At 43.7% G+C, this 15,691-nt stretch carries 12 protein-coding genes; 11 read left to right on the top strand and 1 reads right to left on the bottom strand.

What is annotated here, in order from left to right:
- Positions 1-220 precede the first annotated feature (220 nt).
- The 11 genes from H6G03_RS15290 (at position 221) to H6G03_RS15235 (ending at position 14,743) form a co-directional block, all read left to right on the top strand.
- Positions 221-700: a chemotaxis protein CheW gene (locus tag H6G03_RS15290; RefSeq protein WP_190465226.1), complete on the top strand. Its 480-nt coding sequence runs from the start codon at positions 221-223 to the stop codon at positions 698-700.
- Complete coding sequence (locus tag H6G03_RS15285; protein ID WP_190465225.1) at positions 684-2,066, top strand: CheR family methyltransferase; 1,383 nt, start codon at positions 684-686, stop codon at positions 2,064-2,066. Before H6G03_RS15290 ends, H6G03_RS15285 begins: the two co-directional genes overlap by 17 nt.
- Before the next feature lie 92 nt (positions 2,067-2,158).
- A complete protein-coding gene (locus H6G03_RS15280; RefSeq protein WP_190465224.1) occupies positions 2,159-3,925 on the top strand; it encodes a methyl-accepting chemotaxis protein in 1,767 nt (588 codons plus the stop codon).
- 261 nt (positions 3,926-4,186) lie between these two features.
- Positions 4,187-5,788 (top strand): HAMP domain-containing methyl-accepting chemotaxis protein, encoded by a 1,602-nt coding sequence (locus H6G03_RS15275; RefSeq protein ID WP_190465223.1) that lies wholly within the window; start codon positions 4,187-4,189, stop codon positions 5,786-5,788.
- Positions 5,789-5,916: 128 nt separating this feature from the next.
- Positions 5,917-6,624 carry a chemotaxis protein CheW gene (locus H6G03_RS15270; RefSeq protein WP_322111914.1) on the top strand — a complete coding sequence of 236 codons (708 nt, stop codon included), beginning with the start codon at positions 5,917-5,919 and terminating at the stop codon, positions 6,622-6,624.
- Between the two features lie 20 nt (positions 6,625-6,644).
- Positions 6,645-9,671, top strand: coding sequence for a response regulator (locus H6G03_RS15265; RefSeq protein ID WP_190465259.1), 3,027 nt, complete (start codon positions 6,645-6,647; stop codon positions 9,669-9,671).
- Between the two features lie 33 nt (positions 9,672-9,704).
- Positions 9,705-9,995 carry a methyl-accepting chemotaxis protein gene (locus tag H6G03_RS15260; RefSeq protein ID WP_190465222.1) on the top strand — a complete coding sequence of 97 codons (291 nt, stop codon included), beginning with the start codon at positions 9,705-9,707 and terminating at the stop codon, positions 9,993-9,995.
- 134 nt (positions 9,996-10,129) lie between these two features.
- A complete protein-coding gene (cheB, locus tag H6G03_RS15255; protein WP_190465221.1) occupies positions 10,130-11,146 on the top strand; it encodes a chemotaxis response regulator protein-glutamate methylesterase in 1,017 nt (338 codons plus the stop codon).
- Positions 11,147-11,214: 68 nt separating this feature from the next.
- Entirely contained in the window at positions 11,215-12,711 is a 1,497-nt protein-coding gene (locus H6G03_RS38060; RefSeq protein WP_242056832.1) for a PAS domain S-box protein, read from the top strand.
- 65 nt (positions 12,712-12,776) lie between these two features.
- Positions 12,777-14,090 carry an AAA family ATPase gene (locus H6G03_RS15240; RefSeq protein ID WP_190465220.1) on the top strand — a complete coding sequence of 438 codons (1,314 nt, stop codon included), beginning with the start codon at positions 12,777-12,779 and terminating at the stop codon, positions 14,088-14,090.
- Entirely contained in the window at positions 14,087-14,743 is a 657-nt protein-coding gene (locus H6G03_RS15235) for a retron system putative HNH endonuclease (RefSeq protein ID WP_190465219.1), read from the top strand. Before H6G03_RS15240 ends, H6G03_RS15235 begins: the two co-directional genes overlap by 4 nt.
- Here the strand turns inward: H6G03_RS15235 and H6G03_RS15230 are convergent.
- A complete protein-coding gene (locus H6G03_RS15230; protein WP_190465218.1) occupies positions 14,720-15,577 on the bottom strand; it encodes a DNA adenine methylase in 858 nt (285 codons plus the stop codon). The genes H6G03_RS15235 and H6G03_RS15230 overlap by 24 nt on opposite strands.
- Positions 15,578-15,691: the final 114 nt, after the last annotated feature.

Below are 15,691 nucleotides of genomic sequence, written 5' to 3'. Positions count from 1 at the left end.
TAAATTCTCTTAAGGGTGGACATTTACGCTTTTTTGCCCTAAGATATACCCTAGTATTGATTGACAATAAATTTTTTTTCTGGTACAGATCGGCTTATGACTGAAAAAATTTATTTATACGTACAACGGAAATTAAACAAATTTGCGCTTACGTCAATACCTAGTAAGTGCAGGTTAAGCAAACTTAAATTAATAGAAGTTGATTTTTAGGAATAAACTAATGTTAATGCTACTTTTTTACGCCGGGAATAACCTTTATGCAGTAGAGAGTTCTCAGGTAGTAGAGGTGATTCCCAGAGTGTCACTCAGAAAGATAAATCACGTACCTGACTATGTGGCAGGATTATTTAATTATCGAGGTGCGATCGTACCCGTTATCGATCTGTGCCATTTAATTCAAGGTACTCCCAGTCGTTCCTACTTGAGTACTCGGATTGTGATGGTGAATTACCCCGTAAAGAATAACACCATCCGTTACTTAGGTTTGATGGCAGAACGAGTGACCGAAACTTTGGATAAACCAGATACAGACCTAGTAGATGCGGGAATTCAAGTCAACGAAGCTCCTTATTTAGGAGAAATGATCATGGATGACAAGGGAATGATCCAATGTATCCGATTAGAAAAGTTGTTTTCTGATTCCCAACATAAATACCTATTAACGGCAGGGAATAATTCCACCAATGATACAAGAAATTGAGGCTTTACTGGCAAAAAAAATCGGTTTTGAGCCTAACATCATTGGCTCGCAAAAAATTGCCAAAGCGGTAGAAACGCGGAGGCTTTATTGCGGTTTAACAGACTCGCAATCCTATCTGAGAAAATTGCAAACTACACCTCAAGAACTGGAAGAACTAATAGAAAATATAGTTGTTCCAGAAACTTGGTTTTTTCGGGATCGCAAACCATTTGAGTTGTTAGTAAATTATGTAATTTCAGAATGGTTACCAAAGCACAAAAACAGCACCCTGCGCCTGTTAAGCGCTCCCTGTTCTACTGGGGAAGAGCCTTACTCAATAGCGATAGCATTAATGAATGCGGGACTGTTACCTCACAAATTTCGCATTGATGCCGTTGACATCAGTAAAAAAGCCTTACACAAAGCAGCAGAAGGTATTTATGGCAAAAACTCTTTTCGCGGCGGAGAGCTTCCCCAAAAAGAACGATACTTTCAGCCAAGCGGAGAAGGATTTCAAATCGGTGCGACGGTTCGCCAAACCGTTAATTTTATGCACGGAAATTTATTAGAACCTGTTTTTTTGAAGGGGAACAAATATGATGTAATATTTTGTCGCAATTTGTTGATTTATTTATCCGAGTTGGCATCTACTCAGTTAATGGAAGGGTTAGATTGCCTGTTAATACCGAACGGTTTAATATTTGTGGGTGCTGCCGAAAGTGGAAAAGTACCGGGGGATCGTTTTGTCTCTGTTCGTCAACCGTTTACATTTGCCTACCGCAAAACCGAACAGTCCGGTAAAAATCTTACTTTGCCATCAGTCGCTCCCAAACAGAACCTATCTTTCCTTACAAAACCTACCTTTACTACCAAAGTTGTACAACGAGACGGCAAGCTCGAACAGCCTCAGCTAGACTCGCTCAAACAAGCTTTCTCCCGAACGCAAAGGGTGGGAGAAACAAGGGAAGGATTGCTATCGCCAGCCAATTCCAAGACAAACCCTTTGTCAACGGAACTAATTAAATCCAAAATCGGTAGCCTCCAGTCACCAATATCTCAACCGCCATCACCGATACCGGAGCTTCAAATCGCCCGAAAGTTAGCAGATGCGGGAAAATTAGAAGAAGCAGCTAGCGCAGGTAAAACGTTTCTAGGTAAAAATCCTACCAGTGCCGAAGCTTACCTATTATTGGGGGAAGTTTATCAGGCAACAGGAGACGATCGACAAGCAGAGCAACACTTCCAAAAAGCGCTGTACTTGCAACCAGATTGCTACGAAGCGCTTACCCATCTGGCTTTGCTCAAACAAAATCGCGGCGATTTCGCTGGTGCAGCCCTAATAAAACAACGCATTAAAAGATTAGAAAATTCTCAAAATTTGGGCTAAATGCGAACGCTGTAATATACTATCGATCATCCCTAATTGGGAAATTTTACTTTTTTCCAAAGCAATCGATCTGAAACCACAAGGGGATTACCATGTTTGTGCAAGATGCGATTTTGTCCAAAAACAAAGGCATAGAAGGAAAACTCATTTCCGGATTTCTTGTTATCGGTGGCATTGTATTGATTGTGGGGCTGATCGGTCTGTTCGGCACCTACAGGCTCAGCGGACACATCAATGCTATCGGCGAAAATGCTTTTCCTTCTGTCTTCAGTTTGTGGAAAGTGAATGAGGCACATAGCGCGGCTGATGCAGCGCTTTTAGCACAATTTGTTCCTACCATCTCTCCGCAGAAAAAACAAGAAGAATTAAAAAATCTGCAAGATGCGCTCGTTCGCTACAAGGAAGGGCTGGAAAACTATGACAAACTTAAGCGCGACCCAGAAGAAGATAGTTTATACAGATCTGCAAAGCCATCTTTGGATAAGTGGAGGACGACGATCGACCAAGCGATCGAACTCAACGACGAATTTAGAAGATACGATATCCAATTTCCAGGACAAGAGCGGGTTGACTTGCTCCTGGCGGGTAAAAGAGACACGCCAGAATATGCGCGAGCCCAAGCAGCAGCTGAGGCACAAAGAAAAGTTTACCAGTATATAACCGATGTCGAACGACCTGCCTTCAACGAAGGAACAGCGCAACTGCTCAAACTTTTAGATTACAACCAACACTTGGCGGATGGGGCAAGAAGCACAGCTCAAAAAGATGTTGCCGGTACAACGTTTTGGTCAATAACGGCAATGCTCGTCGGAACAGCGATCGCAGTTCTATTCGGCTTTTACTTCAGCAATACGATCGCCAAACCAATGGGAGCCAAGATCGCCGGAGTGGTAACTGTTGCCGAACGAATTGCCGCCGGGGATCTCAGCACTTCCGTACCATCTGCCGAAAGCAACGATGAAATCGGCAGGCTGCAAAATGCCTTCCGAAACATGATCAAAAATCTCAGTTCCTTCATCACCCAAGTCCAAAGATCCGGCATTCAAGTCACAACATCAACCACACAAATAGCCGCCTCTGGCAAAGAATTAGAAGCAACTGTAGCAGAGCAAGCCGCCTCGACCAAAGAAGTAGCAGCCACAGCGCAAGAAATTTCCGCCACCAGCCGGAAACTGTCTCGCACAATGGAACAAGTAGCCACTTTAGCTCAATCCACCGCCGTTTCCGCAGGTGGTAGCCAAAAAGACCTTTCCTCAATGGAAAACGTTATGCGTCAGTTGGCAGAAGCCACCACTTCCATCTCCAGCAAACTGGGGATCATGAATGAAAAAGCCAACAATATTAACAACGTCGTTACAACGATTACCAAAGTAGCAGACCAAACCAACTTGCTATCCCTCAATGCCGCTATTGAAGCGGAAAAAGCAGGGGAATACGGAGCCGGTTTTGCGGTAGTAGCCAGAGAAATTCGCCGACTGGCAGACCAAACAGCCGTCGCTACTTTGGAAATCGAACAAATGGTTAAAGAAATGCAATCTGCCGTTTCCACAGGCGTGATGGAAATGGATAAATTCAACAAAGCTGTTAACGATAGCGTCGAAAAAGTGGTGACTATTGGCGAGCAAATTGCCCTGGTAATTCAGCAAGTGCAGGGACTGACACCGCGATTTGAAGAAGTCAGCCAAAGCATGGAAGAACAATCCCAAGGAGCCCAACAAATCAGCGAGGCAATGGAACAATTAACGCAAGCTTCCCAGCAAACATCGGATGCTTTACGCGAGACTAACAGTGCCGTCTCCCAGTTGGACGACGCCGCTCAAGGATTGCAAGCCGAAATACGTCGCTTTAAAGTAGCTTAATACTCAGTTCTGAGTACCTAAAGTCTATAGCTGGTAAGAGTTTTGTCTCAAGGCTCCACCAAATAAAAAAAGGGAGTTTTTGACGCCGATTGGGTGTAAAATATCTATTGAGGTAAGAGGGTAACGAAGAAATAGCTAATTCTCTCTTAAGAACAAATTAAAAATAGCGACTGCCTAAGTAATCACTAATTAAATTCCAGTCGCTATTTACTAAACTCCCACTCATCGTTCTAGAAGTAATCCGCTCGGAAAACCAAAATCATGAAAAAGCTTAGTTTGCAAAATACTCTCATATCGGCCTTTATTTTTTTAACCTTAATTGTGTTGGTTGTGGGAACCATTGGTTTGTTAAGCAACAATAGACTCGGGTCGCACATTGATACTATTGGCAAGAATGCTTTTCCTTCCATCTTTAACTTAGGGAAAGTGAATCAAGGCCAAACTGCCGCTGAAGCGGCCTTTTTCGCTCAATCAATTCCCAGCAATTCGGGGACACAAAAACAGCAAGAATTAAAAAAATTACAAGATGCTCTCGCTCAGGTCGATGAAGGATTTGCAGAGTATGAAAAACTCCCTCGCGATCCCGAAGAGAACAAAATATACATAGCTATAACCCCGGCGTGGCAGCAGTGGAAAAATAGTATGAACCAGTTAATCAAGATGAATGAAGAATTTAGACAGTACAATATCCCGTCCCCTGCAAAAACACTCCTTGAATTGGCCAACCAAGGCAAAATAAATACACCGGAATATACTCGAACAGTAGCGGCTTTTCAATTAGTACGAAAGATGGATGATTATATATCTAAGATCCACCGACCATATGTTGCGGAAGCTACAAATCAAATGCAAAAACTATTGAATTATAACCAAGGTTTAGCGAACAATGCCTTACAAAAGGCTGAATCAGATATGAGGGTTACGACTTTTTGGGCGATCGTTGGAATAATGCTTGGTTTGGCAACATCAATATTTTTTGGTTTTGTCATTATAGGAAGTGTCAAAGTTATAAATAAAGCGATCGGCGAGGTAAAAAGATCCGGCATTCAAATTACAACTTCGACTACCCAAATCGCCGCTTCCGGCAAAGAATTAGAAGCCACGGTAGCCGAGCAAGTTGCTGCTACAAAAGAAGCGTCAGCGACCGCGCAACAAATTGCCAACACTGCCAGAAAATTGGTAAAAACAATGGAACAAGTCGCATTTTTGGCGCAATCTACTGCCCAAGCTGCTGGCAACAGTCAAAAAGACCTTTCACAAATGGAAAGCGTCATGGGGCAGTTGGCATCAGCCACGTCTTCGATCGCCAATAAACTGGGCGTAATGAGCGAAAAAGCGAACAACATCAACAAAGTTGTCACCACCATCACTAAAGTAGCAGACCAAACCAACTTACTTTCCTTAAACGCGGCAATTGAAGCCGAAAAAGCCGGAGAATACGGAGCCGGTTTTGCTGTAGTAGCTAGAGAAATTCGCCGACTGGCAGACCAAACAGCCGTCGCTACTTTGGAAATCGAACAAATGGTCAAAGAAATGCAAAATGCAGTGGCTACAGGCGTCATGGAAATGGATAAATACAATAAATCCGTGACTGATAGCGTAGAAAAAGTAGGGCAAATAGGCGACCAAATGGCAGTGGTAATTGAGCAAGTACAGGGATTGATCCCGCGATTTGAAAGTGTCAGTCAAAGCATGGAAGAACAATCAGAAGGATCTGCACAAATTAGAGAAGCAATGTCACAATTAACCGAAGCATCCGAGCAAACATCTAGCGGACTCCGCGAAACTAACTCGGCGCTCAGTCAGTTAGATGAGGCAGCCCAAAGATTAAGACTGCAAATGGCTGCTTTTGGGAGTAATTGAGCCCGCTCTAGAAGCAGAGAGGAAAAAATGTTTTAATAAAAACAAACCAGGATAGAGCTTCTAAAATTTCCGCTCGTAAAAAGGAAAAATTTTCGGTTAAAAGGAGTTGAAAAATTGAGAGGCATAAAGTGGAAAAACGTATTACAATCACACAAACAATTTTAAACGACTGCTGGAATAAAATCGGTGTAGGCGGCGATCGCTCCTGTAAGGAACTCAAAACCTACATTCACTGCCGCAACTGCCCGGTTTATTCCGCTGCGGGGCGCGGCTTGCTGGAACGAGATGCACCAGAAGGCTACATTGATGAATGGACAAATTTATTTGCTCAAACTCAGCTTCCAGAAGGGTCATCTCAAAGCGAAAATACTAAAACTCAAGCAGTCATCATCTTTCGCTTGGGCGTAGAATGGCTAGCTCTGCCAGCTAACTTATTTAAAGAAGTTACGCCTCCCAGCGTCATCCACACCATACCGCACCGCACCAACAAAATATTACTGGGTATTGTGAACATTCGAGGCGAAATTCTCATGTGCATTTCCCTCAGCAACCTCTTGGGTTTAGAAATACCAGAAAAAAGCAAAAATTCTAAATCAAATCCCGTTGTCCAAGAACGGATGGTAGTAGTTGAAAAAAATGAGGAACGTTGGGTTTTTAGCGTCGATGAAGTTTCCAGCATTCAACGCTTTCACCCCCATCAATTTCGCCCCGCACCAGCAGTCATAACTCAATCCAATGAATCTTATACCAAAGCGGTGATAAATTGGCAAAACAAAAAAGTTAGTTATTTGGATGATGAATTGCTGTTTTACAACATAAACAGGAGGATAACGTGACAGATATAAGCGGTTACTCCATGCTGGATTTGTTCCGGATGGAAGTGGAAGCCCAGGCAGCAATATTAAACGAAAATTTGTTGGCGCTAGAAAACCAACCCTCCTCTGCAAAAGAACTGGAAGCTTTAATGCGGGCTGCTCATTCGATTAAAGGAGCAGCTCGCATTGTCGAAATTGATGCCGCCGTTAACCTGGCGCACATCATGGAAGACTGCTTCGTCGCCGCGCAAAGCCAACGCATTACTTTGACTCCGGATGACATCGACGTACTGCTGCGCGGCGTCGATATGCTCGCAAATATTAGCAGCGTGGAAAACGGAGGTTTAGAGGGTTTCTTACAGGAAAATGAATCGGAAATTGCAGCGACAAGGGCAGAAATTGCTGCCATTCTGACGCCGGGAGCCGAAAAGAAGGAGAGAACGGGAGAACGGGAAAGTCAAAAGTCAAAAGTCAAAAGTCAAAATTCCTCCTCTTCCCTCTCCCCTCCTCCTTCTCCCTCTCCTTCTTCCTCCACCCCCCCGCCCCCTGTTTCCCCTACTCCTCCAGTCCCGCAGTCCTCCATTCCCCCTGAGCCTCCCGAAGCACCAGCTGCTCCCGAAATGGAAGAAGTTCCCAGTATTGGCAATAGCTCGATGCTGGAATTATTTCGTTTGGAAGTAGACGCACAAACAAAGATATTAAATGATGGTTTGCTAGCCCTAGAAAGCCAACCGGATTCTTTGAGAGAATTGGAAGCGCTGATGCGAGCTGCCCATTCGATTAAAGGAGCTGCTCGCATTGTTGCGATCGATGCTGCGGTTAACCTGGCTCATGTCATGGAAGACTGCTTTGTGGAGGCACAGAAACAAACTATTACCCTGGCCGCAGATAGTATTGATATCCTGTTGCGAGGCGTCGATCTGATCCAAAATATTAGCCAGATGGAGCCAGCAGAGTTGGGCATTTGGCTAAAAGAAAATCGCCAAGAAATTGAAACGACAAGACAAGAAATTAGCGCTATCCTGACCCCTGGATCTGCACCAGTTCCGCGCAAAAAAGCAGAGCCTGCAAATGGGCAATCGGATACGGGAAAGGTAACAGCACAAGAGCAAACCGCCCCTATAGACGCCAAAACCGAAACCCAGACAGACGCTTCTGCACAACAAGAGCAACAAATACAATCAGCCGCCTTAGTTGCCCAAACTGCCTCTGCAAAGGAAACTAGCGCTGCCAAACAAATCGTGAAGAGCCCCCCCACATCTATTGGGCCTGCCAAAGAGTCAAAAGCAGCGCCAATACCCACCAAAGACTCAAACAAAGATCGGGTGGTGATGGTAAGCGCAGAAAACCTCAATCGGATCATGGGGTTAGCGGGTGAAACTCTGATTGAGGCGAGTTGGTTACAGCCTTATGCCGATTCTTTGATGATGCTCAAAAAACGGCAACAGGAATTATCTAAAGTTCTCGAAAATTTACAGGAAGCTTGCGGAAAAAGCCACGTCGATCGACAAACCGAAAATATTCTGAAAGCGGCTCGCGATAAAGAGCGGGAATGTCGGGAAATTCTGTTGGAGCGCATCCACACCCTAGAATTATATGCCGGTCGCACGGCTAACTTGAGCGATCGCCTCTACAGGGAAGTAATTGCCTCCCATATGCGTCCCTTTGCGGACGGCGTGCAAAGCTTTCCTCGGATGATGCGGGATCTCGCCAGAAAACTGGGCAAACAAGTTAACTTTGAAATCGTCGGCAAAGCTACACCAGTCGATCGAGATATTCTCAAAAAATTGGAAGCTCCTCTCACCCACATTTTACGGAATGCTCTCGATCACGGTCTGGAAATGCCTGACGATCGCATCGCAGTCGGCAAATCCCCAGAAGGAACCATCAAACTGGAAGCCACCCACCGCAGCGGAATGTTAGCCGTCACCATTTCTGATGATGGTAGGGGAATGAACCTGGAGCAATTACGCGAAAAAATCGTCAGAAAGAAGCTGGCTAGCCCTGAGATGGCAGCTAAGTTTACCGAAAGCGAGTTGTTAGAATTTATCTTTTTGCCAGGGTTTTCCACTGCCGCTCAAGTCACGGAAATTTCCGGACGCGGTGTTGGTTTGGATATCGCCAAGAGCATGGCCCACGAAGTCGGCGGCACCGTGCGGGCAAGTTCCGTACCCGGAAAAGGGATGAATTTTTACTTCCAATTGCCCCTCACTCTGTCCGTTATTCGCACTTTATTAGTAGAAATATCCGGCGAACCTTACGCTTTTCCCCTAGCGCGGATCGAACAGCTGGTGATGCTGGATAAATCGGAAATAGCCGTGGCGGAAAATCGCCAATATTTCACCCTCAATGGGGAAAATATCGGACTGATAGCTGCCTATCAAGTTTTGGAATTGCCGCCATCTTCATTCAAGTCAGATGCGCTACCAGTTGTGGTAATTGGCGATCAATCAAACCGTTTTGGCATGGTGGTAGATAAATTCTTGGGCGAACGCGACTTAGTAGTCCGACCTTTAGATCCCCGCCTGGGCAAAGTCCAAGATATCGGTGCCGCCGCCCTCATGGGAGATGGTTCTCCGATTTTAATTGTGGATGTAATAGACTTGGTGCGCTCCATTGATAACCTGCTCAACACTAAAGACGAAGAATTGCAGCAGGTCAGCGATGATGATGGTGATGGCAAATTGATAGAAAAGAAGAAGCGTATCTTGGTAGTTGATGACTCGATTACCGTGCGGGAAATGGAACGAAAGCTCTTGGAAAACAAAGGTTATATGGTTGAAGTTGCAGTCGATGGTATGGATGGTTGGAATGCAGTTCGCACCAATCACTATGACTTAGTTGTGAGCGACATTGATATGCCGCGCATGAATGGAATTGAATTTGTCGGCCAGATCAAAAATCATCCGAAGTTGAATTCAATTCCCGTGATTATTGTTTCCTACAGAGACAAGGAAGAACACCGAATTCAAGGATTGGAAGCTGGGGCGGATTATTACTTAACCAAGAGTAGTTTCCAGGATGATAGCTTCTTCAAAGCAGTCATAGATTTGATTGGCGAACCTTAATTTGGATTTTGTTTTGCAAGTGGTGTAATGGAAATGGATAAGTTCACCAAAGAAATGGTTAGCGGCGTCCAAGATGTCCGCAATATCAGCACCCAAATCGTAGATATTATCGAGAAAGTGCAGAGCTTGACACCCCGTTTTCAAATGGTGAGCGAAGGGATGGAAGCTCAGTCAGAAACTGCCGGACAAATTAGTGAGTCGATGAGCCAGTTAAGCCAAGCATCTGGGGAAACTACTTCTTCTGTGCGCGAACTCAAAGGAGTAATTGAGCGCTTGAACGGTGCTGCCATATCCTTACAAAAAGCAACCCACGGTCTCAAATAAACGGTTGGCATTGTGGGATAGTGGGAAAAAATAGCGTACCGTTATCGATCGATTTCCCGCTATCGCAAAATATTTTCTGCGTTACTATCACTACTGGCTTTAACATAACCTTAATAAATAATCACCGCTCGCTGATGAAAATAGCAATTGTTAATGATATGATAATGGCCGTAGAGGCAATTCGACGAGTTTTGCTCGCAGTTCCCGAATATGAGGTAGTGTGGGTAGCTCGCGATGGTGCGGAAGCAGTGGCTAAGTGCGCCAAGGATACCCCAGACTTGGTATTGATGGATTTAATTATGCCAGTCATGGATGGGGTAGAAGCAACTAGCCAGATTATGAAAAATTCTCCCTGCGCGATTTTAGTAGTAACTGCTAGTGTGGGGAAAAATTCTGGGAAAGTTTTTGAAGCGATGGGACATGGAGCCTTAGATGCAGTCAAAACGCCTGTGTTGGGAATGAGCGGAACTGCCGAAGGGTCTCAGCCTTTGCTCAGCAAGATTGCCACAATCAAAAAATTGATCGGAAAGTCCACTCCCATTTCCAGAAATAAAACTAATTCTCTCAATATCAGAACGAATTTTCCTCCCTTGGTAGCGATCGGTTCTTCTACCGGAGGCCCAAAGGTGCTGGCAACCATCCTTTCTCGCTTACCGGCTTCTCTCAACGCAGCTGTGGCAATAGTCCAGCACGTAGACGTTCAGTTTTCTTCCGGTTTAGTCGAATGGCTAAATCAGCAAAGTGCTTTACCGGTTATGCTGGCATCCAGAGGCGATCGCCTGGAAGCAGGCAAAGTCATCGTTGCCGGCACAAACGATCATATGATTTTAACATCAAATTTAACTCTCTCTTATACCAAGGAGCCGCAGGATTATCCTTACCGTCCATCGGTAGATGTCTTTTTTGAGAGCTTGGCGGAACATTGGCAGCGTAAAGCAACTGCTGTGTTACTGACGGGTATGGGAAGAGATGGGGCAGAAGGTTTGTGTTTGTTGCGATCGAAAGGATGGCATACGATCGCTCAAAATAAAGATAGCTGCGTTGTTTACGGAATGCCGAAAGCAGCAGCCGAATTAAACGCGGCAGTAGAAATATTACCTCCGGAGGCGATCGCTTCCAGCCTAATTGACCGATTAACTTATTACCGTTAGTTATCCCCCCTGTTTTTGTAGTTACCGTTCCCTATTTTCAGGCTAGACTTCAAAATTGATAGTTATTTATGGACGATAAAATTACAGTTCTACTTATCGACGACCAGGCAATCATCGGTGAAGCTATTCGCCGAATGTTAGCGCCAGAAAAAGATATTGTCTTTCATTACTGCGGCGACCCAACTCAAGCTTTTAAAGCAGCTAAGGAGTGCAACCCAACCGTCATTTTACAAGACTTAGTGATGCCCGATATGGACGGGTTGACAGTAGTACGCTTCCTACGTTCTAGAGATGCCATAACTGTGAATACTCCCCTGATCGTACTCTCCAGTAAAGAGGACCCGGTGATTAAAGCTAAGGCATTTGAGTTGGGGGCAAATGACTACTTGGTGAAATTGCCCGATCGAGTGGAGCTGATCGCTCGTGTCCGATATCACTCCAAAGCTTATATGAACTTGTTAAAACGGCAAGAAGCTGAAGAAATGCTCAAAGCCGAAAACTTGCGTCAGGCTTTGTATATTCAGCAGGTCGATAAAGTCAGCGCCGCCGCAGTATCGGTCGAACAAGATAAGTTTCAACCTGAGAGTTTAAGTGAAGTAGCCGAACGTAAAGATGAATTAGGCAAACTGGCAACAGTTTTCACCACTATGGTGCAAACTGTCAAAGCCCGCGAGAAAGAATTGGCTCAAGCAAGGGATCAGTTGGAAGCAATTTTGAATGCTGTACCGGGCTCAATTTCTTGGCTTGATTCAGGTGGTGTCTACTTGGGCGTCAATCGCTACATGGCTCAAGATTTGAACCTCCCTCAAGATGCTATTATCGGTAAGGAAGTCGGCTTTCTCAAAGGCACCTCCCAGTTAGCGGAATTTATGCGTAACTTTATCACTTCAGATGAAACTTCCGCCTCCTCTATAATTAATGTCGAAGTCAATGAAGTTAAGCGATATTATTTAGTCGCAGCGCAGAAATATCGGCAAGGTGGAGCAACTGTATCGGTAGGCATTGATGTTACCGATCGCATGGAAGCCGAAGAAGCTTTACGAATTGCCGAAGAAAATTATCGCAGTATCTTTGAAAACGCACTAGAAGGGATCTTCCAAGCTACAGCTCAAGGCTCTTTCATTAGCTTAAATCCCGCAATGGCACGCATCTATGGCTACGACTCCGGCGAAGAAATGATGGCTGCCATTACCGACATTGGCACTCAACTTTATGTTGACTCTGAGAGGATAAATGACTTCTTTCAAGAGATGGAAGAGAACGGCAAAGTTACAGACTTTGAATATCGAGCTTATCGCAAAGATGGCAGTATCGTCTGGGTGGAGCAGGATACCCGCGCTGTCCGCGATAGCAACGGTAATGTGCTTTATTATGAAGGTATGATCCAAGACATCACTCAGCGCAAGCGCCAAGAAGAAGAACTCAAACGCCAATTGCAAGAACTCCGCATTGAAATCGACCAACAAAAACGTCAGCAGGAAGTTGCTGCTATTACCCAAAGCGATTATTTCCAAGAAATACAGTCAGAAGCGGATAGCCTGAATGTAGATGATTTTTGGAATTAGCGATCGCTAATTAAACACAACAGCTTTCTGCTATTAAAACTTATAATACCAATTCCGAAAAAACTATGAGAGTTACACACCTCAAAATCAACTCATTCCGGGGAATTAGCGATATGACCCTGGAGTTTGCTAAAGATGAGCCAACAGTATTTATCGGTGACAATGGCGTGGGAAAATCGAGTCTTCTTGATTGTCTGGCGATTTTGTTGTCATGGTTCATAAATCGGATTAAATTCGATCCTAAATCTAGAACAAGTATATATAGTAGAGTAATGTATGAAAGCATCAGGGAAGGAGAAGTTGCAAATGGAGGTTTCTTTAACGCTCGAGATATCAAAAATGGAAATAGCCAGACAGAGAACGAGATTAAGCTTTCACTCGGTTATGAAGAATTAGACTGGTCTATTACTACCGCTAAAATATTAGATAAAACCGATACAACCGCAAATATTGAAAAGTTAGATAAAATTACTCAATACCTGCGTAATGAATGGAAATCAAAGCCTAACTTTAACATAGCTTTAGCTATTTACTACCCAGTCAATCGTTCAGTTATGGATATTTCTCTAGAAATTTCAGAGAACTATTCATTTAAGCAAATAGACGCCTATGAACAAGCGCTAGAAGGTGTACAAATCGGTTTTAATAGCTTCTTCCAATGGTTTAGAAATTTAGAAGATTTGGAAAATGAAGCCCGACGAGATCGCCCTGATTATCGAAACAACCAACTAGAAGCAGTGAGACAAGCTATTTATTCAGTGATTCCAGGGTTTTCAAACTTGCGCGTTCGTCGTTCTCCCTTACGAATGACTGTCGCCAAAAAAGGTGAAGAATTGATTATCAATCAATTATCTGATGGTGAAAAATGTTTGCTAGCAATGGTAGGAGATTTGGCAAGACGTTTAGCAATTGCCAACCCAGGTTTAGAAAAACCACTTGAGGGAAGCGGTGTTGTCTTAATTGACGAAATAGAATTGCACCTTCATCCCAAATGGCAAAGAGAAATTATTCCAGCTTTAACTAGAACATTTCCCAACTGCCAATTTATTGTTACCACCCATTCACCACAAGTAGTTAGTCACGTTAAACCAGAGGGAATCTACATTTTGGAGGCAACGCCTGATGGTATAGTTGCTAAACGACCGGAAAGTTCTTTTGGCAGAGATAGTAATAGTATTCTCGAAGACTTAATGGGTGTTTCAGAACGTCCACAGGAAATCAAGGTTCGCCTCCGCGAACTGTTTCGACTTATTGACGCCGGAAATCTCAATGGCGCACGGGAATTGCGCCACCGACTTGCTGACGAAATTGGATATGATGAACCGGAGTTCGTGAGAGCAGATGTACTAATTCGACGCAAGGAAATTCTCAATCGATGAAGTACATTAGAAAGGGTGAAGAACCAGAAGAGTTTACTAATTGGAAGAACCTGGAAAACGACGATTGGAAACCTAGCTGGGATGATAACTTTCAAGCACCGCAGAAACCTGTAGTGCATCAAGCTTTGCTACGGGAACAGGGTTATATTTGTTGCTATTGCGGAATGCGTATTACTAGAGAAACCAGCCATATAGAACATCTCAAACCGCGTAGCATCTATCCAGATTTGGCGCTGGACTATACAAATCTGATGGCTTCTTGTCAGGGAGAAAGTGAAGAACCACCACCTCAACCTGTCCATTGCGGACATAAAAAATATGACTGGTACGATGAACATCTTATGGTTTCGCCATTATATCCAAACTGCCAAGATTTCTTTAGGTATCTTGGTTCTGGAGATATAGAGCCAACAGATGAGTCAGATAAGCAAGCAGCGGCGGAAACAACGATTGACAAACTTGGACTTGACATTCCAAAGCTGACGCGGATGCGCCGTGAAGCGATTGTTGGGATTTTACTAGCTATCGAAGGGCTGACAAACGAAGAAATACAGTTGCTTTTTCAAGCGTTTGAGCAACCAGATGCAAACGGGAGATACACGCCTTTTTTTGCTGCGATCGCATATACTCTAAAACAATACTTTATCTCTTGAAGCGCTTATTAAAACTTCAGAAATCATGCCCCTTTTCTTCGCATTGGAGTTAATATACCTTGCTGCTAATATATCCTCAATATTAAAATCTTTGTACAATTCTCGAATAAATTCGCAATCAGAATTAGACAGCATTACTTTTACGCCTTGACTGGCGAGTTTGGCAAACACTTCTTTTAGCCTGATTTGGTCTTCTTTCCTAAACGCATCGCGAGTATAAGCTGTAAATTCGCTGGTATTGCTGAGAGGATAGTACGGAGGGTCAAAATAAACAAAATCATTGCTAGTTTTCGCATAATCTAAAACAGCCTCAAAACTTCTTTCTGCAATCTCAACGCCTTGAAGTGCTTCTGATACTGTGTAAAGTAAATCTGGATTAGAAATTTTAGGATTTTTGTATTTACCGACAGGTACGTTAAATTCACCTTTAGGGTTTACTCTATAAAGACCGTTAAAACAAGTTTTATTGAGATAAATAAACCGCGCTGCCGCTTCTAAACCCTTCAAAGTATGGCAATTTCGTAAATCGTAATAGTAATCTGAATTATGTCTTTGTTGATGTTCTTCCAAACAAGCGATCAAGTCCTTAACACGATCTCTAACACAAATATATGTATTAATTAGATCGGCATTAATATCTGTTAAAATCGCCTTGAATTCTGGTCGAGTTTGCTTAAGATAAAAGAAGACAGCACCGCCTCCCAAAAAAGGTTCGTAATAGGTCTGAAATTCCTTGGGAAAAAATGTCTCATATTGAGCAATCAGCTTACTTTTACCGCCAGCCCATTTGAGAAACGGACGAGGAGAAACCTTGTCTTTAGCAGTAGTGGACATCGATCTAAAAACCTAACCTATAAAAAATGTAGAGGGATTAATAATCTTATCAAAATTAAACTCAAAAATCTGATGACAAAACCATGAAAAGAAGAGTTTAGCTTGTCCGATCGG

Origin of the sequence: Aerosakkonema funiforme FACHB-1375 (assembly GCF_014696265.1) — a bacterium.
GTDB lineage: Bacteria > Cyanobacteriota > Cyanobacteriia > Cyanobacteriales > Aerosakkonemataceae > Aerosakkonema > Aerosakkonema funiforme_A.
This window is presented reverse-complemented; position numbering and strand designations above follow the sequence as displayed.